This window comes from Nitrospirillum karajorum (assembly GCF_036348415.1).
GTDB lineage: Bacteria > Pseudomonadota > Alphaproteobacteria > Azospirillales > Azospirillaceae > Nitrospirillum > Nitrospirillum amazonense_B.
Window position 1 is genome coordinate 1784744 of record NZ_JAZBQB010000003.1, and the last position, 22748, is coordinate 1807491.

Here is a 22748-nt window from a genome sequence, read left to right on the forward strand (position 1 = left end):
TCATGCGGCCGGAATGCCAGCCTCTTTGATCCGCGCCGGCAGTTGACGGCGAGGCCCTAGCCGTCCAGGCTCAGGGCCGTGTCCTGTTTCCCCTGCCTGGCATGCCGGCCTTGTCCCCATCCTCCCCTGAAATCGCCGCCTCCTACCGTGCCATCGGCGTCGCCGCTGGTGTTGATATCTGGATCTTCGGATATGGCTCCCTGATGTGGAACCCCGGTTTCCCCTTTGAGGAGCGGCGGCGCGCCACCGTGCGGGGATGGCATCGGGGGTTCAGCGTCTATTCCTTCCACCATCGCGGCACCCGCGCCTGCCCCGGTGCCGTGCTGGGGCTGGACCGGGGCGGCGCCTGCCGCGGTATCGCCTACCGTGTGACGGCGGCCCATGCGCCTGGCGTCCTGGACTATCTGTGGGAGCGGGAGATGCCGAACGAGGTCTATGAGCCGCGACTGCTGACCGCCGCGCTGGACAATGGCGCGCGCGTGGCCGCCCTGGCCTTCACCGTGCTGCGCGGGCATGAGCAATATTGCGGCCGCCTGCCGGCGGACGAGGTCGCCCGCCTGATCCGCCAGGGCGTGGGCGAGAGCGGGCGCAACGTGGATTATCTGGTCAACACGGTGCGGCACCTGCACGAACTGGGCATCCGCGACCGTAACCTGGAAGGGTTGGTGGAACGGGTGACGGCGCCGTGACGGTAATCACCGTTAGCCGCGCTTGAGGAACAGCACCCGGGTGTCGCCATAGCGGCGGTCGTCCAGGTCCTCGAACCCTGGCGGCGCCTCGAACGGATCGTCGCCGCCTATTTCCACCACGCACAGGGCCTCGGGCGCGAGCCAGCCGGCGGCCGACAGGCCCTCCAGGGCGCGGGGCGCCAGCCCCTGGCCATAAGGGGGGTCCAGGAAGACCAGGGCGGCCGCTTGGGCGTTCACGGAGGGGGGCTTGGGCTTGGCGGCGTCGCCCTGGATGAACTGGCAGCGGCCGGTTTCCTTCAGCGTGGCGGCGTTGGCCCGCGCCAGGTCCAGGGAGGCGCGGCTGACATCCAGGAACAAGGCGGCCTCCGCCCCGCGCGACAGCGCCTCCAGGCCTAAGGCACCAGTGCCGCAAAAGGCGTCCAGCACCACCCGGCCCTCCACCGTCGGGCCGCCGTCGGTGAAGAAGTCGCCATGCTCCAGGATGTTGAACAGGGCTTGGCGCGTGCGGTCGCTGGTGGGCCGCACGTCCCGGCCGCTGGGCGCCGCCAGGGCCCGCCCGCGATGCCGGCCGCCGACGATGCGCATCAGGTCTTCTTGCCCTTGGGTGCCGGCTTGCCCTTGGGGGCCGGGCGAGCGGGTTTCGGGCCAGCCGATTTGGCGGCCGTGGCCTTGCCGGGGGCTGCCTTGCCGGCGCGCGGGGCCGCCTTGGCGTCAACCCGCTTGGCACCGTCCTGTCTGGCGTCTTGGCGTTTGGCGGGCGCGCGCTTGGCCGGGGCGCGGCTGTCGACACGCTCCCCCAGGCTGGGCGCGGTGCGGGCCACGGCGGCCTTGCGCGGGCGGCGGGCGGGGGCCCTGTCCTCATCATCGTCCGGCGTGCCGTCCAGCGCCCGGTCCAGGGCCTGGGCCAGCGCGCGCGCCTTGTCGGCGGCGCTGTTGCCCGTCGATGGCGGGTGCCGGGTGCGCGTGGCCGAGTCCGCTTGGGCCGAAGGACGCTCAGTTGAGGGGCGCTCAGCCGAGGGCCGGGAGGGTGAGCGGGCCGGGCGGGGCGCCTCGGCCACATCCTCGCGGCGGGACCGGGCCGGCGCGGCCTTCGTTGTCGCGGCTTTCGCCGGTGACTTCGCCGACGGAGCGGGCTTGGCCTTCGGCGCCTTGTCGAAGCGCAGGGCGGGCACCTCCGCCGCGGCCTTCGTGGCGCGGGCCTCCTTCCGATCCTGGGCGCTGTCCTTGGGGAAGAACTGGGGCAGTTGGTCGCGCAGCACACGGCGCGGCACTTCCTCCACCTCGCCCTTTTCCAGCTTGCCCAGCTGGAAGGGTCCGTAGGCGATGCGGATCAGGCGGTTCACCGTCAGGCCCAGATGCTCCAGCACCTTGCGGATCTCACGGTTCTTGCCCTCGCGCAGGGTCATGGTCAGCCAGGCGTTGCTGCCTTGCTCGCGGTCCAGCACGGCCTCGATGGGGCCATACTCGATGCCGTCGACGAAGATACCCTCGGCCAGCTTGGCCAGCTTGGCGGTGTCCGGCGTGCCGTGCACGCGCACGCGGTAGCGGCGCGGCCAGGCGGTGGACGGCAGTTCCAGGTGCCGCGCCAGCTCCCCGTCATTGGTCAGCAGCAGCAGGCCCTCGGTGTTCAAATCCAGCCGGCCGACGCTGATGACCCGCGGCATGCCGTCGGGCAGCCGGTCGAACACCGTGGCGCGGGCCAGTTCGTCGCGGGCGGTGGTCACCAGGCCAGCGGGCTTGTGATACCGCCAGACGCGCGTGGGTTCCTGTTCCGGCAGCACCTGGCCGTCAACGACGATGCGGTCGCCGGGCCGCACGTTCACGCCGGGCGAGGTCAGCACCTGGCCGTTGACGGCCACGCGGCCATCGGCGATCCAGCGCTCGGCATCGCGGCGGGAGCACAGGCCGGCACGCGCCAACCGCTTGGCGATGCGCTCACCGTCCTTGGGGGCGCCGGCCTGGTCGGCCGCGGATTTCTGGGGGGATTTGGTATCGGGCATGCGGCGGACTGTATGCGCGCCCAGCCGCCTTGCCAAGCGCCACACGGCGCTGGCCCAAGCCGGTGGGGCCCCCGCCTGGGGCATGGCTGTGCTTGATTCGGAAATGGTCATTTCCTATCATGCCCCCATGACCGCTCCATCCCAGCCACGCCGTCCCGGGCCCGGCCGTCCGCGCGAATTCGACACCGACCTGGCGCTGGACCGCGCCATCGCGGTGTTCAGTGAGCGCGGCTATCAGGGTGCCGCCATCAGCGACCTGACCCAGGCCCTGGGCCTGACCGCCGGCAGCCTGTACAAGGCCTTCACCGACAAGCGCGGTCTGTTCCTGGCCGCCTTCGACCGCTATGTGTCCGTGCGGACAGAGCGATTGCGCGCCGCGCTGGAGGGCGCCCCCACCGGTCGGGCCAAGATCAAGGCGGTCTTGGATTTCTATGCCGACAGCAGCCATGGGGCGGACGGTCGCCGGGGATGCCTGGTGGTGGCCGGCGCCGTGGACCTCGCCACCGCCGATCCGGAAGTCGCGGCCCGGGTGACCGCCGCGCTGCACCTGAACGAGGGGCGGCTGGCCGGCTTTGTCGCCGAAGGACAGGCCGATGGCACCGTCGCCCCGCATCTTGATCCCATGGCCACCGCCCGGCTGCTGCTGTGCGTGCTGCAGGGGATGCGCGTCGTCGGCAAGACGGGGCGGGACCGGCAGGAAATGGCGCCCCTGGCCGACAACACCCTGAAATTGCTGGATTGAAGGCGGCTCGCCAGCGCCGCCACCTCGACTGTCAGCCAATTAGGAAACGATCATTCCCAAAAAAGGAGATAAACCCATGCACCCTTTCAACGCCGACCGCTTCTGGCAACGCTTCGGACACGGCCTGGTGACCGCCAACGGCGTGCGCCTGCATTATGTCGAGGGTGGGCCGGACCGGCAGGGGCCGCCGGTGCTGTTGATCCCAGGGTGGCCGCAAAGCTGGTACGCCTGGCGCCATGTCATGCCCCTGCTGGCCGACGCCGGGCGGCGGGTCATCGCTGTCGATCCCCGTGGCTTTGGCGAATCGGATCGGCCGGCGGGCGGGTATGATTTGGGCACGGCGGCCGCCGACATGCATGGCTTGGCCGCCGCCCTGGGCCTTCTGACGGAAGGGCCTGTCGACGTGGTGGGCCATGATGTCGGCACCTGGATCGGCCATGCCTACGCCGCCGATTGGCCGGGGGATGTGCGGCGCCTGGCTCTGGTGGATGCCGCCCTGCCGGGCATCACGCCCCCGCCGCCGCCCGGCATCCCCTCGGACGAGGCCAACGCCCGCACCTGGCACTTCGCCTTCAACCGCCTGGACGACCTGCCGGAACTGCTGATCCAGGGGCGGGAGCGTGCCTACCTCAGCCACCTGTTCAACGCCAAGGCCCTGCGGCGTTGGGCCATCGGGCCGGCCGACTTGGACGAATATGTCCGGGTGCTATCCCTGCCGGGCGCCCTGCGCGCCACCTTCGCCTATTATCGCGAGGTGTTCCGGCCGGAAGAACTGGCGCGGGCCAAGGCGCGGGCGGGAAGGGGGCTGACGCTGCCCATGCTGGCCGTGGGGGCCCAGGCCGGCGTGGGAACCGTGCTGGCGGATACCCTGCGCGGCCACGCCGCCGACGTGCGGGCCCAGGTGCTGGACTGCGGTCATTACGTGCCGGAGGAGGCATCGGAGGAACTGGCGGCCCTGCTGGTCGATTTCCTCGCCGGATGACAGATGCGTCGCCCGCCCGCTTGACGCCGCGCGCGGCGCTGCCCCACGCTGGGGACATGCTGTCGTCCCCGCTTGAGACCGAGCCCGACCTGTCCCCCATGGAGCGCGCCTTCGCCGAGGCGGCGTCGGCCGCCGCGCGGGGGGAGGTGCCGGTGGGCGCCGTCATCGTCGACCCCGTCACCGGGGCGGTGCTGGCCGCCGCCTCCAACCGCACGGAGGAACTGGCCGACCCCACGGCGCATGCCGAGGTGCTGGCCATCCGTGCCGCCTGCGCCGCCGTGGGGCAGCCGCGCCTGCCGGGCCTGGACCTCTATGTGACGCTGGAGCCGTGCGCCCTGTGCGCCGCCGCCATCAGTTTCGCCCGGCTGCGGCGGGTCTATTTCGGTGCCTACGATCCCAAGGGCGGGGCGGTGGAGCACGGCCCCCGCTTCTTCAGCCAGCCGACCTGCCATCATGCGCCCGACACCTATGGCGGGTTGCAGGAGCGGCGGGCGGGCGCCCTGCTGCGGGATTTCTTTAAGGATCGCCGCTGACCACAGCAAGACGACACCAAGGGGGACGGGAACCGCATGCCGCTCTACCGCGACGACTACGGCGCCTTCTATTGGTCCTTGCGCGGCGACGTCACGGGCGAGGTGGTGCGCGACACGCCGTTCCATAAGGACGCGGGCATGCGGGCCCAACGGGTGCGCCCGGGGCAGGAGGGGCGCATCCTGTGGACGGTGCGCGGCGTCCTCGCCCTGTTGGCGCTAGAGGCGCTGGCCCTGGTGGCGCTGGCGGTGGGGTTGGGGGATGTCCTGGCGGGCTGGCCCCTGGCGCTGGCCTTGAACGCCTTCCTGCCCATCACCGTCATGGCCGGTCTGGCGGTGTCGGTTCTGGTGCCGCTGTCCTGCGAATGGACCACGGTGCGCCATCCCCTCCGCATCGTCTATGGTCAGGCGGCCAGCCTGTTGCTGGCGCCGCTGCTGCCCATCCTGGCGCTGGCGCTGCATTTCCTGGCCATGGCCCTGACGCTGGGGCTGCACCCGCAGGCCATGAAGGGGATGCTGGCCGTTCTGCGCGGCGCCGATGTCTGGGAATGGGGAATGCTGGCGGTGGCCGTGGCGGGGCTGCTGGCGCTGGCCGGGTGGCAGGTCCGCCAATGCTGGATCGCCTGGCGGGCGTCCCGCCGCCGCCCGCCGCCGCGCATCCTCGGCCTGAGGGTGGCGGCGTCACGGGAACAGCGGCGGGACCGTACCGGGTCTTAAGCCTCCGGCGTTTGCCCCGGCGCGGCTTCGGGGGCCGCTTCTTCGGCCTTCGGGGCCTCCTCGGGCTTCGTCTCGGCGGCGGCCTTCTCGGCGCGGTAGTTGTCGAAGGCGATCTTCACCGACCGGGCGGCCTCGCTGTCCGGGTAGGCGGCGGCCCACTGGTCGGCGCGGTCGGCGGCGGCGTCGCCATTGCCCATCTGCGCCATGACCGTCAGGGCGCGGGCGTAGAACTGCTGCGGCACCGGATGGGCCGGCGTGGTCTGCACCAGCACCCAAATGATCTGGGCGGCCTCTTCGGCGCGGCCCATGGCGATCAGGGTGTCGGCCAGGGCCAGGCGGGCGTCGCCCTGGGACGGGTCCAGGGTGGCGCAGGCGTGGAATTCCGCCGCGGCCGCGTCCAGCCGGCCGGTGTTGCGCAGGACCAGCCCCAGGTTGAAGCGGGTCTCGGCCCGGTTGGGGTCCAGTTCCAGCGTGCGGCGCCAGGCGTCCTCCGCCCCGGCCAGGTCGTTCTTCTGGCCCGAGGCCACGCCCAGGGCGTGCCAGGCTTCGGTGAACTGCGGGTTCAGCTCCACCGCGCGGCGGAAGCTTTCCAGCGCCTCATCCACCTTGCCCTGGGCCAGCAGGGCCATGCCCAGGTTCTGGTAGGGCGGCGGGTGGTTGGGGTTCAGCGACCGCGCCTTCTTCAGCGCCGTCACCGCCTCTTCCAGCTTGCCCAGGCCCTGCAGCACCGCGCCCAGGTTGGACCAGGCGACGCGGATTTCCGGGACGGAGGCGTAGATGCGGATGATGGCGCGGTAGGCGTTCTCCGCCTCCTTCAGCCGGCCCTGGCGGTGCAGGTCGGCGGCCACGCGCATGTCGTTGACGAAGGGCGCGCCGGCATTGGCGTCCTTGGAGATTTCCGCGATGCGGCGGCGGCGGTCCTGGCGATTCATGATCTCGTGTCCCTAAAAACGGCGGGGCCCCGTGCTGGGGCGCCGGCCTTATCCCTGCTTCTGTTCCCGTTCGGCCTTTTCGCCCCCGGCCTTTTCGCGTTCAAGCGCGCGCCAGCCGATGTCCCGCCGGCAGAACCCCTCGGGCCAGCGGATGCGGTCCACCGCCTGATAGGCCAGGGCCTGCGCCTTGGCCACCGACTTACCGATGGCCGTCACCCCCAGGACCCGGCCGCCGTTGGCCAGCACGCGGTCGCCATCAGCCTTCGTCCCGGCATGGAAGACGGTGACCCCGTCGACCTTGCCCGCGTCCTCCAGCCCCCCGATGACGGTGTTCTTCACATAATCACCCGGATAGCCCTGGGCCGCCATCACCACGCACAGGGCGGGGTCGTCGTGCCAGCGCACATCCACGTGGTCCAACTGCCCGTCGCAGGTGGCCAGCAGCAGCGGCACGATGTCGGACTTCAGGCGGCGCATCAGCACCTGGCATTCCGGATCGCCGAAGCGCGCGTTGAATTCGATCAGGCGTGGCTTGGGCCCTTCCGGGCTCGCAACGATCATCAGCCCGGCGAACAGCACGCCGGTGAAGGGCTTGCCCTCCGCCGCCATGCCCTTGACCGTGGGTTCCACGATCTCGCGCATCACCCGGTCCTGCAGCGCGGGCGTCAGGACGGGGGCGGGGGAATAGGCGCCCATGCCGCCGGTGTTGGGGCCCTGGTCGTTGTCGAACACCCGCTTGTGGTCCTGCGCCCCCACCAGGGGCAGGGCGTGGGTGCCGTCACACAGGGCGAAGAAGCTGGCCTCCTCGCCATCCATGAACTCCTCGACCACCACCTCGGCGCCGGCGCTGCCGAAGCGGCCGTGCAGCATGGCGTCGTCGATGGCGGCGTGCGCTTCCTCCAGGGTCATGGCGATGACCACGCCCTTACCGGCGGCCAGACCGTCGGCCTTGACCACGATGGGCGCGCCCTGTTCGGTGGCATAGGCCTTGGCGGCGGCGGCATCGGTGAAGCGCCGGTAGGCGGCCGTGGGCACGCCGTACTTGGCGCAGATGTCCTTCATGAAGCCCTTGGAGCCTTCCAGGGCGGCGGCGGCCTGGCTGGGGCCGAATGCCTTGATGCCGGCGGCCGTCAGGCGGTCCACCAGGCCCAGCACCAGCGGCTGCTCCGGCCCCACCACCACCAGGTCCACGGCGTTGGCCGTGGCGAAGGCCACCAGGCCGTCCACGTCGTCGGCCTTGATGTCCACGCAACTCGCCACGTCGCGGATGCCGGCGTTGCCGGGCGCGCACCACAGCGTGCCGCACAGGGGGGAGGCTGAGATGGCCCAGCACAGCGCATGCTCCCGCCCGCCGGATCCGACCACCAGGATCTTCATCGCCTCTACCCCCGATCACGATTCCATCTGTTGAGCGGGTGCTTGTATCATGCCCGCGCCATGACTCAAGACTTCCCCGACTCTCCCCCGCCCTCCACCGCCGATCTCGGCTATGCCGGCGCCACGCCCGTGGCCGGCGGCAACCTGCCGGAACTCAGCGTTTCCGACCTGTCGCGCGCCCTGAAGCGCACGGTGGAGGAGACGTTCGGCTATGTCCGCGTGCGCGGCGAGGTCAGCCAGCCCAAGCGCGTTTCCTCCGGCCACCTGTACCTGCGCCTGAAGGACGACCAGGCGGTGATCGAGGCCGTGTGCTGGAAAGGCACGGTCATGCGCCTGGCCGTGAAGCCGGAAGACGGGATGGAGGTGGTGTGCACCGGCCGCCTGACGACATATCCCGGCCGCTCGCAATACCAGTTGATCATCGAAACCATGGAGCTGGCGGGTGAGGGCGCGCTGCTCAAGATGCTGGAGGAGCGCAAGCGCCGGCTGGCGGCCGAGGGGCTGTTCGATGCCCAGCGCAAGCGGCCGCTGCCCTTCCTGCCCCGCGTCATCGGCGTTGTGACTTCCCCAACCGGCGCCGTCATCCGCGACATCCTGCACCGCCTGGCCGACCGCTTTCCCCGCCATGTGCTGCTGTGGCCCGTGGCGGTGCAGGGCGAACAGGCGGCGGCCCAGGTGGCCCGCGCCATCCAGGGCTTCAACGCCATCGCCCCCGGCGGCCCCGTGCCCCGGCCCGACCTGCTGATCGTGGCGCGTGGCGGTGGCAGCCTGGAAGACCTGATGCCCTTCAATGAGGAGATCGTGGTGCGGGCGGCGGCGGCCAGCCAGATCCCGCTGATCTCCGCCGTGGGGCATGAGACCGACACGACGCTGATCGATTTCGCCTCCGACCGCCGGGCGCCCACGCCCACCGCCGCCGCCGAGATGGCGGTGCCGGTGCGGGCGGAGCTGATGGCCCAGGTCATGGAATGCGGTCGCCGGCTGGAGGGCACGGCCAACCGCCTGCTGGCCGAACGCCGCAATCGGGTGGAGGGGCTGGCGCGCGGCCTGGGCGACCCCCGTGCCCTGCTGGAAGGCTGCGCCCAGCGCCTGGACGACCGGGGCGAGCGCCTGGCCCTGTCCATGACCGGCCTGATCCGCCGCCATCGGACGGAGGTGGCCAAGCTGGGCGCCGGCCTGCGCCATCCGGCCCAGGTGCTGGGCCTGGCCTATGCCCGCCTGGATATCGCGGGCCGTGGCCTGTCGGGCGGCGTGACCCGCCTGCTGGCCGACCGCACCACCCGCGCCCAGAACCTGGCCCAGCGCCTGACGCCCCAGCCGCTGGTGCGCCGGGCGGAGGAAGGGGGCGTCCGCCTGGCCGACCTCGGCCGCCGCCTGGACGCCAGCTTCGGCCGCGCCGTGGCCGATGGCGCCCGCCGCCTGGAAGGCCAGGCCAAGCTGCTGGAGACGCTGTCCTACCGGGGGGTGCTGGCCCGGGGTTTCGCCCTGGTCACCACCGCCGATGGCCACCCCGTGACCAAGGCGGCGGATGCCCCCGCCGGCGGCCGCGTGCGGGTGGAGTTCATTGATGGCGCCGTGGGCGCCACGCTCGATGGGGAAGGGGCCCCGGCGCCTGTTCCAACACCGGCCCCGCCGCGCGAGTCGGCGCCCAAGCCGCGCGCGGCGGCGCGGCCCGGGGGCCAGGGCAGCCTGTTCTGAGCAGGCCCCCTATTTCGGCCATCTCCGGTGGGTCCACAGCCATTGGCCGGGGTTGTCCAGCACCCACCGCTCCAGCAGCTGGTTCACCGCCACGGTGATGGCGCGGATGTCGGCCGGCCGGTCGCCGGTGGGGGCGGGCAGCTCCATGGGCGGGAACGCCTCGATGCGGAAGCGGGCGCCCTTGGGCTTGCGCGTCACCCGCACCGGCACGACCACGGCGCCGTGGCGCACGACCACGTCGCCGGCGATGGTGCCGGTCATGGCATCCCGTCCCAGGAAGGGGACGGCGATGCCCTCGTTCAGCTTCTGATCGGCCAGGATGCCCAGGATGCCCCCCGCCCGCATGGCGGCCAGGATGCCCTTGGCCGAGGCGCGACCCTTGGGCACCAAGGTGGTGCCCAGCTCACCCCGCGCCTCCGCCAGCAGCTTGTCAACCGAGGGGTTGTTGGGCGCGCGGTAGATGGCGGTCATGGTGGCGCCGCACTTGAACACCGTCATGGCCACCAGTTCCCAATTGCCGAAATGGCCGGTCAGGATGACGCCTGGCTTGCCATCGGTGACCAGGCCGCGCACATGCTCCGCCCCGATCAGCTCCACCCGCTGCTCCCACTCGCGTGAGATGGTTTTCAGGTGCGGGTATTCGGCCAGGGTGCGCACCAGGTTGTCCCAGCAGTCCCGCGCCACGCGTCGGCGCGCCGCCGCGTCCAGCTGGGGCATGGCCTGTTCCAGGTTGCGCAGCACCTTGGCGTTGCCGCCCAGCCGGGGGCCCAGGGTGCGCCCCACCCAGCCGCCGAAGTCCGACGCCACGTCGGCGGGCAGCAGGCCCAGCAGGCGGAACAGGGCGCGGATGCCTGCCGCCTCGAGGGCGTAGCGCAGGGAGGAAGGCTGGGTACCGTGCTCGGCCATGGATGCTCCCGCTGGCGGGCCCGCATGGCGATGGGCCGGCCGTCCTGGAAAGGATGGGGTAATGAACCCCCTCCGAACCTGCGGGCGGCGGAAAACTCCGAGGCGGACGAAGACGGGTGCGCCGGTCCCCATATCCGGCGGCGCTACAGCTATCGGGCGCTTTTCGTCGCGGGTCAAGCGCGGCGGCTATCGCCCAATGAGGCCAACGCCTAATCGGGCCAACGGTTATGGGTCCACATCCATTGTCCGGGGTGGGCCCGCACCCATTCCTCCAGCAGGGCGTTGACCTGGACCATGCCGGCGCGGGTGTCGGCGGCGCGGTCGCCGGTCTTCTCCAGCGCCAGCGGGGCCATGGCCTCGATGCGGAAGTGGCTGCCCCTGGCGTCCAGTCGCGTCACCTGGATGGGGATGATGGGCGCGTCGTAGCGCAGGGCCAGGTCGGCGGTGAAGGTACCGGTCATGGCGTCCCGTCCGAGAAAGGGCACGGGGATGCCCTCGTTCAGCTTCTGGTCGGGCAGCACCCCGATATGGCCGCCGCTGCGGATGGTGGACATCATGCCCCGCGCGGCGTCGCGCCCCTTGGGCACCAAGTAGCCCTGCAGCGGCCCGCGCGCCTTGGCCAGCAGCCGGTCGACCCAGCGGTTGTTGGGCGCGCGGTAGACGATGGTCAGCGGCAGGTCCAGCTTGTGGCAGGCTAGGGCCGCCAGTTCCCAGTTGGCCAGGTGGGCCGTGACGCAGATGCCGGGCTTGCCGTCGTCGCGCAGGGCCCGCAGATGCTCCGCCCCCACCATCTCCACCCGCGTGTCCCAATCGCGGGAGAGGGTTTTGATGTGGGGATATTCCGCCAGGGTGCGGCCCAGGTTTTCCCAGGATTGCCGGGCGATGTCCCGGCGCTCCCGCGGCGTCAGGTGGGGCATCGCCCGCTCCAGCCGGCGCAGCACCTTGCCATGGGCGGGCAGCCAGGGCCCCAGGGTGCGGCCCACCCATCCCCCCAGCGCCGACGCCGCGTCCAAGGACAGCAGGCTCAGCGCGCCATAGATGAGGTAGACGGCGACCGCCTCCAGCCGGTGGCCCAGGACGCGGTCGAAGGTGCGGCGCAGCGGGCTATGGTTTGCCATGGCGCGCACGGGGTTTGAATGACTGGAACATGCTTTCACGCAACGCGGCGGTGCCGGTGGCGCCCGCCATTCCCTCGATCGTCCGGTTTCTCGATCACCGTTCCCGGAACACGGTGTTCAAGACACGCTCCAGGGCGCTGGGATCGTCGAAGTCCAGCACCACGGGCAGGGCCTTTATGGCCTCCTGGTGCGCGGCCGGTAGTCGCACCCAATCCTTCTCGGTCGTCAGCGGCACGGCGCCCAGGGCGCCGGCCCGACCCAGCAGGCGGGTGATTTCGGCGCCGGTATAGGGATGGTGGTCGGGAAATGAGACCGTTTCCGTCAGGGTCAGGCCCAGTTCACGGCAGGTATCGAAAAACTTGGACGGCCGTCCGATGCCCGCGAAGGCCAGCACCGGCCGCCCGCCGATGCCGGCGGCGACGGTGGAATCCGGGCGTAGGCGCGCCGTCAGGATGGGCAGGGTGGGCGCCAGCCTGGCGACCTGGGCCGCGGCGCCCAGGCGATCCTGTCCCACGATGACCACGCCCCCCGCCCGGGCAAGGCCGGCGGCCAGGGGTTCGCGCAGGGGGCCGGCGGGGATGACCCGGCCGTTGCCGAAGCCGGCGCCCCCGTCGACCACCAGCAGTGACAGGTCCTTGGCCAGCGCTGGGTTCTGGAACCCGTCATCCATGACCACGGCCTGGGCGCCGCCGTTCCGCGCGGCGCGGGCGCCGGCCAGGCGGTCGGCGGATATCCAGGCGGGGGCGGAGCGGGACAGCAGCAGCGGCTCGTCACCGACATCGGTGGCGCCGTGCCGGGCCGGGTCCACCCGCAGCGGCCCCGTCAGGCGCCCGCCATAGCCCCGCGACAGGTAATGCGCCTGGATGCCGCGCGTCCGCAGGGATCGCATCACCGCCTGCGCCAGCGGCGTCTTGCCGGCGCCGCCCGCCACCAGGTTGCCGATGCACAGGACGGGGATGCCGGCGTCCTGCGGCGCCGCTTTCACCTGGCGCCGCCGGGCGGCCAGGGCGTAGAGGCCGGCCAGCGGGCTCAACAGGGCCGCCGCCAGGCCGGGCGGGCGGTACCAGAAGCCGGGCGCCTTCATGCGGCGTCCCCGGACGAGCGCAGGCCCGCCTCCGCCAGCAGCGGGGCCAGGGCGGCCATCACCCGGTCCACGGCGTCGCGGTTGTCATCGGCTACGGCCTGGGCGGCGGCGGCCTGGGCGGCGCGCGCGGGCGCGTCGGTCAGCAGGGCGCGCACGGCATCCGCCAGGCCATCCCCGTCAGCCACCCGCCGGGCGCCGCCCGCCGTCTCCAGCGCCGCAGCGATCTCCGCGAAATTATGCATGTGCGGGCCATAGACGACGGCGGCGCCCAGTTGCGCCGGCTCAATGGGGTTGTGCCCTCCCACCGGCACGAAGGACCCGCCGATGGCGGCCACCGGCGCCAGGCGGAAGAACAACCCCAGTTCCCCCAGCGTGTCGGCCACGTGCAAATCATCCGTCGCCTGGGGCAGCGCCCCGGTCGCGCGGCGGCTGACCGTCAGGCCCTGGTCCTGGAACGCGGCGGCGATCTCCGGCCCGCGCTTGGGATGGCGGGGCACGACCAGGGTCAGCAGGTGGGGAAGAAGGGGCGCCAGGCGCCGGTGGACCTGGGCGGCCAGGTCGTCCTCACCCGGGTGGGTGCTGGCGAAGACCCAGGTGGGCCGCTCGCCCATCGCGGCCCGCAGCGCCGCCAGGGAATCCGCCTCTGCGGGCAGGGGGGCGGTCGAATACTTCAGGTTGCCGACACAGCGCACGTCTGCCAGGCCCAGGTCCCGCAGGCGGTCGGCTTCCGTCGCCGTCTGCGCCAGGGCCAGGCGGAAGGTGGACAGCAGGCGGTGGGCGGTGCGCGGCGCCCGGCGCCAATTGCGGTGGCTGCCGGCCGACAGGCGGGCGTTAACCAGGGCCGTGGGCACGCCCCTCTTGCGCAGGGCGCGCAGCAGGTTGGGCCAGAACTCCGATTCGATCCACAGGGCGGCGTCGGGCCGCCAGTGGTCGATGAAGCGGGCCACGGCTGCCGGCAGGTCCACCGGCACGAACTGGTGGAGGGCGCCGGGGGGCAGGCGCTTGGCCATCAGGGTGGCGGAGGTGACGGTGCCGGTGGTGACCAGGACGGTGGGCCGGGGCGCCAAGGTCAGCAGCCGGTCGATGAGCGGCAGCACGGCTTGGGACTCGCCCACGCTGGCGGCATGCAGCCAGATCAGCCGCCCCGCTGGTCGGGGCAGGCCGGGATGACCCAGGCGCTCCGGCAGGCGGGCGGGGTCTTCCTTGCCGGCGGCCAGCCGGCGGTCCAGCAGGCGTCGGACGGCGGGGCCGGCCAGGGCGGTCAGCCCGCGATAAAGCGCTTCCAGCATACTGGTCATGTCAGGGGAGTGGCGGTGCGGCGGGTGCAGGCCCGCCGCGGTCGCCGCCACCCTAGCACCGGCCCGTCGCCCGCTTCAACGGATGCAGGTCAATTGCGCGGCCGGGATCAGCTGGCTTTCTTGGCCTCACCGGCCTGCGGATCTAACACAGGGGGCGGGTCCAACACGGGGGCAGGGTCCAAAATGGGGGCCGGATCGATGACCGGGTGGCCGCGGAAGGGGCGCAGGTTGTTCAGGAACTGCTCCGCCGACGCGGACCAGGAGAAGGTCAGGGCATGGCGCCGGCACTTGTCGCCCGGGATCTCCAGGGCGGCCAGGGCGGCCTTCTGCAAATCCTCGTCCAGCACGGCCACGTCCGACCCCGCCAACACGTCCAGCGGACCCGGCACGGGATAGGCGGCCACCGGCACGCCGGAGGCCAGCGCCTCCAGCAGCACCAGGCCGAAGGTGTCGGTGCGCGAGGGGAAGACGAAGACGTCGCCGGCGGCGTAGTGCTTGGCCAGCTCCTCGCCGTGCTTGGGGCCGACGAACTGGGCGGCCGGGTACTTGGCCTTCAGGTCGTCCAGCTGCGGGCCGCCGCCCACCACCACCTTGGTGCCGGGCAGGTCCAGCGACAGGAAGGCCTCGATGTTCTTCTCCACCGCCACCCGGCCCACATACATGAAGATGGGGCGGGGGAAGGGCAGGAAGTCCTTCTCGCGTGGGCGGAACAGGTCGGTGTCGACACCGCGCGACCAGCGCTTGATGTTGCGGAAGCCCCGGTCCACCAGGTCGCTCTCGATGGACGGCGTCGCCACCATGACGGCCGAGGCCGGCGCGTGGAAGCGCCGCACCAGCGCGTAGCTGAGACGCAACGGAATGGGGAAGCGGTCGCGGACGTATTCCGGGAAGCGCGTGTGATAGGCGGTGGTGAAGGGGATGCGCCGACGCAGGCAATAGCGCCGCGCGGCCAGACCCAGGGGCCCCTCCGTCGCGATGTGGATGGCGTCGGGCTGGATCTCGTCGATCATGCGGCGCAGCCGGGCGCCGGGCTTCAGCGCCAGGCGGATTTCCGGGTACGTGGGCATGGGCACGGTGCGGAAGCGGTCGGGGGCGATGACCTCGACCTCATGGCCCAATTGGCGCAGCTCGTCCCGCGTCGTGGTCAGGGTGCGGACCACGCCGTTCACCTGGGGATGCCAGGCATCCGTGACGATGAGGATCTTCACGCTGCAGCCTTCTGTGTCGTCCCGCCCGGCTGCCCAGGCTGCCGCGCCGCTACGCGCTTGCGCACTTCGTCCGCCCAATGAATGATCTCCAGCGTGCCGTCGGCGTGTTCGACCAATGCGGTACACGATTCCACCCAGTCCCCGTCGTTGCAGTAGAGGACGCCACCCATGTCACGCATCTCCGCGTGGTGGATGTGGCCACAAATGATGCCGTCTACTTGGCGGCGCTTGGCCTCGTCCGCCAGCGCCTGCTCGTAATTGCCGATGAACTCCACCGCTTTCTTGGTGCGGTTCTTCAGGAAGGCGGAGAGCGACCAGTACTGGAAGCCGAAGCGGCGGCGGGCGGCGTTCAGCCAGGTGTTCAGGGTCAGCAGCAGCGTGTAGGCGCTGTCCCCGACATAGGCCAGCCACTTGGCGTATTTCACCACGGCGTCGAACAGGTCGCCGTGCAGCACCAGGAAGCGGCGGCCGTCGGCGGTGGTGTGGACCGCATCCTCCAGGATGGTGACCCCGCCGAACTGCAGCCCGATGAAGTCGCGGAAGACCTCGTCATGGTTGCCGGGGATCAGGAAGACCTTGGTGCCCTTGCGCACCCGGCGCAGCACCTTCTGCACCACGTCGTTATGGGCCTGCGGCCAGTACCAGCCCTTCTTCAGGCGCCAGCCGTCGACGATGTCGCCCACCAGGTACAGATACTCCGACTCGGTGTGCTTCAGGAAATCCAGCAGCATGTCGGCCTGGCAGCCGCGGGTGCCCAGATGCAGGTCGGACAGCCAGATGCTGCGATACCGCCGCGTGGCCTCGTGCTCCGTCTCCATCTCCGTCTCCATGCTACGCCCCCGACATGACCAACGCAGACAATCAATAGTAATGTTGACAGGGCTATACCGCAGCATGTAGGGCAAGACAAATGGTGATAGAGGCTGGCTCAAGGACTTCACCATATATTCACGGGGCATTCATAAATATGTCTTCCGCCCTTCACTTGGCTGTCACGGAAACTGTGGCGATTCCCGCCCGCCGTCTCTTGATCATTCACAATCCTGTCGCGGGTCGCCGGCGGCGGGGGCTGATGGGCGGCGTGGTTGACACGCTGCGACAGGGCGGGTCGGCGGTGACGGTGGTGGAAACCACCGGGCCGCGCGACGCCGAACGGCTGGCGGCGCTGGCGGCCTCGGGCGCCTTGACGGAGGGGGTCATCCCCGACGCCGTGGTGGCGTCGGGCGGCGACGGCACCATCAATGAGGTGGTGAATGGACTGCTGGCCGCCCCCCTGCTGTCGCCGCCGGCCCTGGGCCTCATCCCGTTGGGCACGGCCAACGTGCTGGCGGCCGAACTGGGCCTGCCCACGGGCGCGGCCGACCTGGCGCGCACCCTGGCGGGCGCCGCGCCGCGCGTCATCCATGCCGGGCGGGCGAACGGCCGGCTGTTCACCATGATGGCCGGCGTGGGGCTGGACGCCCATGTGGTTGAAGGGGTGGACCCGATTGTGAAGCGGCGCCTGGGCAAGGGCGCCTATTTTCTGGAAAGCCTGGCTCAGATCGCCCGCTGGCCCAGCCCGCGCTACCGCGTCACCCTATGGGATGTTGCCGGCCGCGACAGCGTGCACGACGTCGCGTCCTGCATCGTGGCCAAGGGGCATTTCTATGGCGGCCGCTTCGTCTGTGCGCCCGACGCCCGGTTGGACGAGAGCGGCTTCCAGGTCTGCCTGTTCTTAGAGGGCGGCCGCCTGGCGGCCCTGGCCTATGGCGCGGCCCTGGTCACCGGGCAACTGGCCCGCTGGGGTGCCGATGCGGCGCGGGCGGCGAGGGGGGGATTGGGCTACCGCGTGGTTCCGGCGGTGCGGGTGCGTATCGAGGGGCCGCTGGGCGACCCGGTGCAGGGGGATGGCGACACCATCGCGCACCTGCCGGTCGATATGGAAACGGCGGCGCCATTCTCTGTCCTGGCACCGCCGCTCCGCCCCGTATCACAACTGAGATAAGTGTCCCGTCTGCCCTGATGGGGGCGCTGGTCTGCCCCCAAGGCGTGAAGTCCAGGCAAGGCCACCAACCAGGCAACTCACTTAACGCAACTCACTTAACAATGAACCGACCAGGCCATTTTACGCGACGCGACTCAGGACGCCACCAAGGCTCAGATCAACAGCAGGCAGCCTCAAATAGGGTCCGTACCAGGCCACCCAGGCACCCAAGGGGCATCAAAGCCCCTCGTTCTTTAGTATAGAAGGCAGGATCGTCAACGTCCCGCTTGGGCGCCGGCCTCGGCCGTGGCGCGCGGCACGCGCCCCCGCCACACCGACAGGCACTCCTCGGCGGTCTCGCCGGTGCCGATGCAGTACCAGCCGCGCCGGTCGTTGAAAAACAGGCGATAGGTGCCGCGGCGGTCCCGCTCGAAACGGAACACCGGACGGTCCAGGTTGGGGAAGCGCACGATCAGCTGGTCGTGGTCCGGCGCGGTGTGGCGGCTGACCGTTTCCCACAGGCCCCGCTCCAGCTTGGGCTGGGCGACGCTGTTCCACTCGGTCAGATCGAAGGGGGTGAAGCGGGCAGAGGAGAAGGGGACGACAGTCATGACTCACCAGCACTCTGCCACCCTGGATCGGGGTACCCGGATGGTGCCGGGCTTTTTTCAAGGGGCGCCGGGTGGCATTGGCGCGATGAGGGGACTATGCGGTCCCAACTGTTAATGGCGCCTTAAAGAGCGCCGCTCACCCAGGGGATAGTATGCTTTCGATGGAGTGATGCAGTTGCGCCCTGCGGCATCCTGTGTTAAGTGCACGACGCCCGACGCCGGGGTGGTTTCCACCCGGTTCGGGCCCACATTGCTAAAGCCCTGAAATCCTTCAGGTCTGCGGATAAACCGAGGTTTCCAGGTGGCATCCCAAGGGACAGTCGTATCCGGACTGGCGGCCCGCTACGCGGCGGCGCTGTTCGACCTTGCCGACGAGCAGAAGGCGCTGGACCAGACCGCGCAGGACCTGACGTCGCTCAAGCAGGTTCTCGCCGAAAGCGCAGACCTGCGTCGCGTTGTGCGCAGCCCCGTCCTGTCGCGTGCCGATCAGGCCCGCGCCATGGAGGCGGTGCTGTCACAGGCGGGCACGTCTGAGCTTGTGCGCAAGTTTATTGGTCTGGTGGCCCAGAACCGCCGGCTTTTCGCCCTCGACGGCATGATCGCCGCCTTCCTTGCCGAACTGGCCCGGCGCCGCGGCGAGGAGACGGCCACCGTCGTCTCGGCCCGTCCGTTGACGGATGAGCAGCTGTCGGCGGTGACCGATGCGCTGAAGAAGGCCCTGGGCTCGAAAGTTACCGTCGCCGCCAGCGTCGACCCGACGCTGCTGGGCGGCATGATCGTTAAGGTCGGATCGCGCATGATCGACAGTTCCGTGCGCACCAAACTGACCAAGCTGAAAATCGCCATGAAAGGGGTGGGCTGATGGAAATCCGCGCCGCAGAGATTTCCGCGATCCTGAAGCAGCAGATCGCGAATTTCGGCACCGAGGCCGACGTTGCTGAAGTGGGCCAGGTGCTCTCGGTCGGTGACGGTGTCGCTCGCATCCATGGTCTGGACAAGGTCCAGGCCGGTGAGATGGTCGAGTTCCCGGGCGGGATCAAGGGCTTGGCCCTGAACCTGGAAGCCGACAATGTCGGCGCCGTGATCTTCGGCGACGACCGCGCCATCAAGGAAGGCGACACGGTGAAGCGCACGGGCGCCATCGTCGAGGTGCCGGTGGGCCGCGGCCTGCTGGGCCGCGTCGTGGACGGCCTGGGTAACCCCATCGACGGCAAGGGCCCCCTGGTCGACGTCGAGCGCAAGCGCGTCGAGGTCAAGGCCCCCGGCATCATCCCGCGCAAGTCGGTGCACGAGCCCATGCAGACCGGCCTGAAGGCCGTGGACGCCCTGGTGCCCGTCGGCCGTGGCCAGCGTGAGCTGATCATCGGCGACCGTCAGACCGGCAAGACCGCCGTCGCCATCGACGCCTTCATCAACCAGAAGGGCGTCAACGCCGGCGGCGACGAATCCAAGAAGCTCTACTGCATCTACGTGGCCATCGGCCAGAAGCGCTCCACGGTCGCCCAGATCGTGAAGACGCTGGAGGAAGCCGGCGCGATGGAATACTCCATCGTCGTCGCCGCCACCGCGTCCGAGCCGGCCCCCCTGCAGTACCTGGCGCCCTACACCGGCTGCGCCATGGGCGAGTTCTTCCGCGACAACGGCATGCACGCCCTGATCGTGTACGATGACCTGTCCAAGCAGGCCGTCGCCTACCGTCAGATGTCCCTGCTGCTGCGCCGTCCGCCGGGCCGCGAAGCCTACCCCGGCGACGTGTTCTACCTGCACAGCCGCCTGCTGGAACGCGCCTGCAAGATGGCCGACGGCTACGGCGCCGGTTCGCTGACGGCCCTGCCCATCATCGAAACCCAGGCGGGTGACGTGTCGGCCTACATTCCGACGAACGTCATCTCCATCACCGACGGCCAGATCTTCCTGGAAACGGGCCTGTTCTACCGCGGTATCCGCCCGGCCATTAACGTCGGTCTGTCGGTCAGCCGCGTCGGCTCCGCCGCCCAGATCAAGGCGATGAAGCAGGTCGCCGGCACCATTAAGTTGGAACTGGCCCAGTACCGCGAAATGGCCGCCTTCGCCCAGTTCGCCTCGGACCTGGACGCCGCCACCCAGCGCCTGCTGAACCGTGGCGCCCGCCTGACCGAACTGCTGAAGCAGCCGCAGTACAGCCCGCTGCCGGTGGAAGAGCAGGTGGTTTCCATCTTCGCCGGCGTGAAGGGCTTCCTGGACAAGGTGAAGGTCGAGGACGTGAACCGCTTCGAGGCGCGCTTCCTGGACGAGATCCGCAGCAAGGGCCAGGACATCCTGACCGCGATCCGCACCGACAAGCAGATCAGCAAGGACACCGAGGAAAAGCTGAAGGCCTTCCTGGAGAGCTTCTCCAAGGTCTTCGCCTGATCCCCGCAAACGGCGGGCGGCGCCGTCATGGCCGCCGCCCGCCCAAGTCTCCCTAGGAAGTGAAGGCACGGCATGCCCAGCCTTAAGGACCTCAAGATCCGGATCGACAGCGTCAAGTCGACGCAAAAGATCACCTCGGCCCTGAAGATGGTCGCCGCCAGCAAGCTGCGCCGCGCCCAGGAACAGGCCGAAGCCGGGCGTCCCTATGCCGAGCGCATGGGCCGCATGCTCTCCTCCCTCGCCGCCAACGTGCCGGCGGGCGCGCAGGGCCCGAAGCTGATGGCCGGCACCGGTTCCGACCAGGTGCAGCTGCTGATCGTGCTGACGGGTGACCGCGGCTTGTGCGGTGGTTTCAACGCCACCATCGTCCGCGAGACCAAGCGCCAGATCGCCCGCCTGACGGGCGAGGGCAAGACGGTGAAGCTGCTGACCGTGGGCCGCAAGGGCCGCGACCTGCTGCGCCGCGAGTTCGGCTCGATGATCGTCCACAGCTACGAGAACCTGGGCGGCAAGCGCCTGGGCTTCGCCGACGCGGCCCAGGTCGCGGACAAGGTGCTGGAGCTGTTCGACGCCGGCGAATTCGACGTCGCCTCCATCATCTTCAACAAGTTCAAGTCGGCGATGACGCAGATCGTCACCGTCCAGCAGATCGTCCCGTTCGCCGTGACGGCCACGACGGAAGAGGCCCCGGCCTCCACCGAGCCCAAGGCCATCTACGAGTTCGAGCCGTCGGAAGAGGACATCCTCAACGACCTGCTGCCGCGCAACCTTTCCATCCAGGTGTACACCGCCCTGTTGGAAAGCTCGGCCTCGTTCTTCGGCGCGCAGATGACCGCCATGGACAACGCCACGCGCAACGCCGGCGACACGATCAAGAAGCTGACGCTTAACTACAACCGCACGCGCCAGGCCTTCATCACCAAGGAGCTGATCGAGATCATCTCCGGTGCTGAAGCGGTCTGACGGCGCCACGACAACATTCGCAAGGGTCCGAGGGAGCTTACCCCATGGCTACGACTAACCAGGCGACCAACGCCGTCGGCCGTATCACGCAGGTGCTGGGCGCCGTGGTGGACGTGCAGTTCGATGCCGAACTGCCCGCCATTCTGAACGCCCTCCACACGCAGAACGAGGGCAAGACCCTTGTGCTCGAAGTCGCCCAGCATCTGGGTGAGAACACCGTCCGCTGCATCGCCATGGACAGCACGGACGGTCTGGTGCGTGGCACCTCGGTGTCCGACACCGGCTCGCCCATCCAGATGCCGGTGGGCCCCAACACCCTGGGCCGCATCCTGAACGTCATCGGCGAGCCGATCGACGAGCGCGGTGCCGTCGCCTCCGAGAAGACCTACCCCATCCACCGGTCCGCGCCGGAGTTCGCCGAGCAGGCGACCGACGCGCAGATCCTGGTCACGGGCATTAAGGTCATCGACCTGCTGGCCCCGTACCTGAAGGGTGGCAAGATCGGCCTGTTCGGCGGCGCCGGCGTGGGCAAGACCGTCACCATCATGGAACTGATCAACAACGTCGCCAAGGCGCACGGTGGTGTGTCGGTCTTCGCCGGCGTGGGTGAGCGCACCCGCGAAGGTAACGACCTGTACCACGAAATGATCGAGTCGGGCGTCATCAAGCTCGACGGCCCCGGCTCCAAGGTGGCGCTGGTGTACGGTCAGATGAACGAGCCGCCGGGGGCCCGCGCCCGCGTCGCCCTGTCCGGCCTGACCATCGCGGAATACTTCCGTGATGAAGAAGGCCAGGACGTGCTGCTCTTCATCGACAACATCTTCCGCTTCACGCAGGCCGGTGCCGAGGTGTCGGCGCTGCTGGGCCGCATCCCCTCCGCGGTGGGTTACCAGCCGACGCTGGCCACCGACATGGGCGCCCTGCAGGAACGCATCACCTCCACCAAGAAGGGCTCGATCACTTCGGTGCAGGCCGTGTACGTGCCCGCCGACGACCTGACCGACCCGGCTCCCGCCACCTCGTTCGCCCACTTGGACGCCACGACGGTGCTGAGCCGCGCCATCGCCGAACAGGCCATCTTCCCGGCCGTGGACCCGCTGGACTCCACCTCCCGCGCGCTGGACCCGCGCGTCGTGGGTGAGGAGCACTACCAGACGGCCCGCTCGGTGCAGAAGGTGCTGCAGACCTACAAGTCGCTGCAGGACATCATCGCCATCCTGGGCATGGACGAACTGTCGGAAGAGGACAAGCTGACGGTCGCCCGCGCCCGTAAGATCCAGCGCTTCCTGTCCCAGCCCTTCCATGTGGCCGAAGTGTTCACCGGCACGCCCGGCGTGCTGGTCAGCCTGGAAGACACCATTCGCGCGTTCAAGGGCATCGTGGCCGGCCAGTACGACCACCTGCCGGAAGCGGCCTTCTACATGGTCGGCACCATCGAGGAAGCCGTCGAGAAGGCCCGCAAGATGGCCGCCGAGGCCGCTTGATCGCCTGAGGAGTGCCAGGACGGAAGGGGCCGCCCCTTCCGTCCGTTTTCTTACC

At 70.0% G+C, this 22748-nt stretch carries 22 protein-coding genes; 11 read left to right on the forward strand and 11 right to left on the reverse strand.

Annotation, left to right across the window (positions count from 1 at the left end; all coding sequences use genetic code 11):
- Positions 1–101: 101 nt before the first annotated feature.
- Positions 102–689: a gamma-glutamylcyclotransferase gene (locus UCD39_RS21960; protein ID WP_442943687.1), complete on the forward strand. Its 588-nt coding sequence runs from the start codon at positions 102–104 to the stop codon at positions 687–689.
- A gap of 12 nt (positions 690–701) precedes the next feature.
- Here the strand turns inward: UCD39_RS21960 and rsmD are convergent, their stop codons facing one another.
- Both rsmD and UCD39_RS28590 read right to left on the reverse strand, forming a co-directional pair.
- Positions 702–1274 (reverse strand): 16S rRNA (guanine(966)-N(2))-methyltransferase RsmD, encoded by a 573-nt coding sequence (gene rsmD, locus UCD39_RS21965; RefSeq protein ID WP_330497876.1) that lies wholly within the window; start codon positions 1272–1274, stop codon positions 702–704.
- Positions 1274–2689 (reverse strand): pseudouridine synthase, encoded by a 1416-nt coding sequence (locus UCD39_RS28590; protein ID WP_442943688.1) that lies wholly within the window; start codon positions 2687–2689, stop codon positions 1274–1276. Before UCD39_RS28590 ends, rsmD begins: the two co-directional genes overlap by 1 nt.
- Between UCD39_RS28590 and UCD39_RS21975 the strand changes: the two genes are divergently transcribed.
- The 4 genes from UCD39_RS21975 (at position 2688) to UCD39_RS21990 (ending at position 5660) form a co-directional block, all read left to right on the forward strand.
- The gene (locus UCD39_RS21975) at positions 2688–3431 is read left to right on the forward strand and encodes a TetR/AcrR family transcriptional regulator (RefSeq protein WP_330497877.1); all 744 of its coding nucleotides are present in this window, start codon (positions 2688–2690) and stop codon (positions 3429–3431) included. The two genes, UCD39_RS28590 and UCD39_RS21975, sit on opposite strands and share 2 nt — an antisense overlap.
- A 76-nt stretch (positions 3432–3507) precedes the next feature.
- Complete coding sequence (locus tag UCD39_RS21980) at positions 3508–4413, forward strand: alpha/beta fold hydrolase (protein WP_330497878.1); 906 nt, start codon at positions 3508–3510, stop codon at positions 4411–4413.
- Positions 4414–4511: 98 nt separating this feature from the next.
- Positions 4512–4946, forward strand: coding sequence for a nucleoside deaminase (locus UCD39_RS21985; protein ID WP_330498502.1), 435 nt, complete (start codon positions 4512–4514; stop codon positions 4944–4946).
- Positions 4947–4982: 36 nt separating this feature from the next.
- Positions 4983–5660, forward strand: a complete 678-nt coding sequence (locus tag UCD39_RS21990; RefSeq protein WP_330497879.1) for a hypothetical protein — start codon at positions 4983–4985, stop codon at positions 5658–5660.
- On the opposite strand, the gene UCD39_RS21995 is transcribed toward UCD39_RS21990, so the two are convergent.
- Positions 5657–6592 carry a tetratricopeptide repeat protein gene (locus UCD39_RS21995; protein WP_330497880.1) on the reverse strand — a complete coding sequence of 312 codons (936 nt, stop codon included), beginning with the start codon at positions 6590–6592 and terminating at the stop codon, positions 5657–5659. The genes UCD39_RS21990 and UCD39_RS21995 overlap by 4 nt on opposite strands.
- Positions 6593–6640: 48 nt before the next feature.
- Positions 6641–7969, reverse strand: a complete 1329-nt coding sequence (purD, locus tag UCD39_RS22000; protein WP_330497881.1) for a phosphoribosylamine--glycine ligase — start codon at positions 7967–7969, stop codon at positions 6641–6643.
- A gap of 60 nt (positions 7970–8029) precedes the next feature.
- Between purD and xseA the strand changes: the two genes are divergently transcribed.
- The gene (xseA, locus tag UCD39_RS22005) at positions 8030–9667 is read left to right on the forward strand and encodes an exodeoxyribonuclease VII large subunit (protein ID WP_330497882.1); all 1638 of its coding nucleotides are present in this window, start codon (positions 8030–8032) and stop codon (positions 9665–9667) included.
- A gap of 9 nt (positions 9668–9676) precedes the next feature.
- On the opposite strand, the gene UCD39_RS22010 is transcribed toward xseA, so the two are convergent.
- The 6 genes from UCD39_RS22010 to UCD39_RS22035 form a co-directional block, all read right to left on the reverse strand.
- Entirely contained in the window at positions 9677–10573 is an 897-nt protein-coding gene (locus tag UCD39_RS22010; protein ID WP_330497883.1) for a lysophospholipid acyltransferase family protein, read from the reverse strand.
- Positions 10574–10782: 209 nt separating this feature from the next.
- Positions 10783–11691: a lysophospholipid acyltransferase family protein gene (locus UCD39_RS22015; protein WP_330497884.1), complete on the reverse strand. Its 909-nt coding sequence runs from the start codon at positions 11689–11691 to the stop codon at positions 10783–10785.
- A gap of 94 nt (positions 11692–11785) precedes the next feature.
- A complete protein-coding gene (gene lpxK, locus UCD39_RS22020) occupies positions 11786–12775 on the reverse strand; it encodes a tetraacyldisaccharide 4'-kinase (RefSeq protein ID WP_330497885.1) in 990 nt (329 codons plus the stop codon).
- Complete coding sequence (locus tag UCD39_RS22025; RefSeq protein WP_330497886.1) at positions 12772–14124, reverse strand: 3-deoxy-D-manno-octulosonic acid transferase; 1353 nt, start codon at positions 14122–14124, stop codon at positions 12772–12774. Before UCD39_RS22025 ends, lpxK begins: the two co-directional genes overlap by 4 nt.
- A 56-nt stretch (positions 14125–14180) precedes the next feature.
- Positions 14181–15281, reverse strand: a complete 1101-nt coding sequence (locus tag UCD39_RS22030; RefSeq protein ID WP_330497887.1) for a glycosyltransferase family 4 protein — start codon at positions 15279–15281, stop codon at positions 14181–14183.
- Entirely contained in the window at positions 15278–16111 is an 834-nt protein-coding gene (locus UCD39_RS22035) for a UDP-2,3-diacylglucosamine diphosphatase (RefSeq protein WP_246130149.1), read from the reverse strand. Before UCD39_RS22035 ends, UCD39_RS22030 begins: the two co-directional genes overlap by 4 nt.
- Before the next feature lie 137 nt (positions 16112–16248).
- On the opposite strand from UCD39_RS22035, the gene UCD39_RS22040 reads away from it, so the two are divergent.
- Complete coding sequence (locus UCD39_RS22040) at positions 16249–17265, forward strand: diacylglycerol/lipid kinase family protein (protein ID WP_330497888.1); 1017 nt, start codon at positions 16249–16251, stop codon at positions 17263–17265.
- Between the two features lie 254 nt (positions 17266–17519).
- On the opposite strand, the gene UCD39_RS22045 is transcribed toward UCD39_RS22040, so the two are convergent.
- Positions 17520–17855: a hypothetical protein gene (locus UCD39_RS22045; RefSeq protein ID WP_330497889.1), complete on the reverse strand. Its 336-nt coding sequence runs from the start codon at positions 17853–17855 to the stop codon at positions 17520–17522.
- A 301-nt stretch (positions 17856–18156) separates the two neighbouring features.
- On the opposite strand from UCD39_RS22045, the gene UCD39_RS22050 reads away from it, so the two are divergent.
- The 4 genes from UCD39_RS22050 to atpD all read left to right on the forward strand — a co-directional run bounded on the left by UCD39_RS22050 (position 18157) and on the right by atpD (position 22693).
- A complete protein-coding gene (locus UCD39_RS22050) occupies positions 18157–18717 on the forward strand; it encodes a F0F1 ATP synthase subunit delta (protein ID WP_330497890.1) in 561 nt (186 codons plus the stop codon).
- Entirely contained in the window at positions 18717–20246 is a 1530-nt protein-coding gene (gene atpA, locus UCD39_RS22055; RefSeq protein WP_145729826.1) for a F0F1 ATP synthase subunit alpha, read from the forward strand. Before UCD39_RS22050 ends, atpA begins: the two co-directional genes overlap by 1 nt.
- A 72-nt stretch (positions 20247–20318) precedes the next feature.
- Positions 20319–21209 (forward strand): F0F1 ATP synthase subunit gamma, encoded by an 891-nt coding sequence (locus UCD39_RS22060; protein WP_145729825.1) that lies wholly within the window; start codon positions 20319–20321, stop codon positions 21207–21209.
- A gap of 44 nt (positions 21210–21253) precedes the next feature.
- Positions 21254–22693, forward strand: coding sequence for a F0F1 ATP synthase subunit beta (gene atpD / locus UCD39_RS22065; protein WP_145729824.1), 1440 nt, complete (start codon positions 21254–21256; stop codon positions 22691–22693).
- Positions 22694–22748 lie beyond the last annotated feature (55 nt).

Coding starts and splice junctions, on each gene's coding strand:
- UCD39_RS21975 (WP_330497877.1), top strand. CDS start 2,688: ATGCGGCGGACTGTATGCGCGCCCAGCCGCCTTGCCAAGCGCCACACG.
- rsmD (WP_330497876.1), bottom strand. CDS start 1,274: ATGCGCATCGTCGGCGGCCGGCATCGCGGGCGGGCCCTGGCGGCGCCC.
- UCD39_RS22040 (WP_330497888.1), top strand. CDS start 16,249: ATGTCTTCCGCCCTTCACTTGGCTGTCACGGAAACTGTGGCGATTCCC.
- UCD39_RS21995 (WP_330497880.1), bottom strand. CDS start 6,592: ATGAATCGCCAGGACCGCCGCCGCCGCATCGCGGAAATCTCCAAGGAC.
- xseA (WP_330497882.1), top strand. CDS start 8,030: ATGACTCAAGACTTCCCCGACTCTCCCCCGCCCTCCACCGCCGATCTC.
- UCD39_RS21960 (WP_442943687.1), top strand. CDS start 102: ATGCCGGCCTTGTCCCCATCCTCCCCTGAAATCGCCGCCTCCTACCGT.
- UCD39_RS22060 (WP_145729825.1), top strand. CDS start 20,319: ATGCCCAGCCTTAAGGACCTCAAGATCCGGATCGACAGCGTCAAGTCG.
- purD (WP_330497881.1), bottom strand. CDS start 7,969: ATGAAGATCCTGGTGGTCGGATCCGGCGGGCGGGAGCATGCGCTGTGC.
- atpA (WP_145729826.1), top strand. CDS start 18,717: ATGGAAATCCGCGCCGCAGAGATTTCCGCGATCCTGAAGCAGCAGATC.
- UCD39_RS28590 (WP_442943688.1), bottom strand. CDS start 2,689: ATGCCCGATACCAAATCCCCCCAGAAATCCGCGGCCGACCAGGCCGGC.
- atpD (WP_145729824.1), top strand. CDS start 21,254: ATGGCTACGACTAACCAGGCGACCAACGCCGTCGGCCGTATCACGCAG.
- lpxK (WP_330497885.1), bottom strand. CDS start 12,775: ATGAAGGCGCCCGGCTTCTGGTACCGCCCGCCCGGCCTGGCGGCGGCC.
- UCD39_RS21985 (WP_330498502.1), top strand. CDS start 4,512: ATGGAGCGCGCCTTCGCCGAGGCGGCGTCGGCCGCCGCGCGGGGGGAG.
- UCD39_RS22010 (WP_330497883.1), bottom strand. CDS start 10,573: ATGGCCGAGCACGGTACCCAGCCTTCCTCCCTGCGCTACGCCCTCGAG.
- UCD39_RS22015 (WP_330497884.1), bottom strand. CDS start 11,691: ATGGCAAACCATAGCCCGCTGCGCCGCACCTTCGACCGCGTCCTGGGC.
- UCD39_RS22045 (WP_330497889.1), bottom strand. CDS start 17,855: ATGACTGTCGTCCCCTTCTCCTCTGCCCGCTTCACCCCCTTCGATCTG.
- UCD39_RS21980 (WP_330497878.1), top strand. CDS start 3,508: ATGCACCCTTTCAACGCCGACCGCTTCTGGCAACGCTTCGGACACGGC.
- UCD39_RS21990 (WP_330497879.1), top strand. CDS start 4,983: ATGCCGCTCTACCGCGACGACTACGGCGCCTTCTATTGGTCCTTGCGC.
- UCD39_RS22035 (WP_246130149.1), bottom strand. CDS start 16,111: ATGGAGACGGAGATGGAGACGGAGCACGAGGCCACGCGGCGGTATCGC.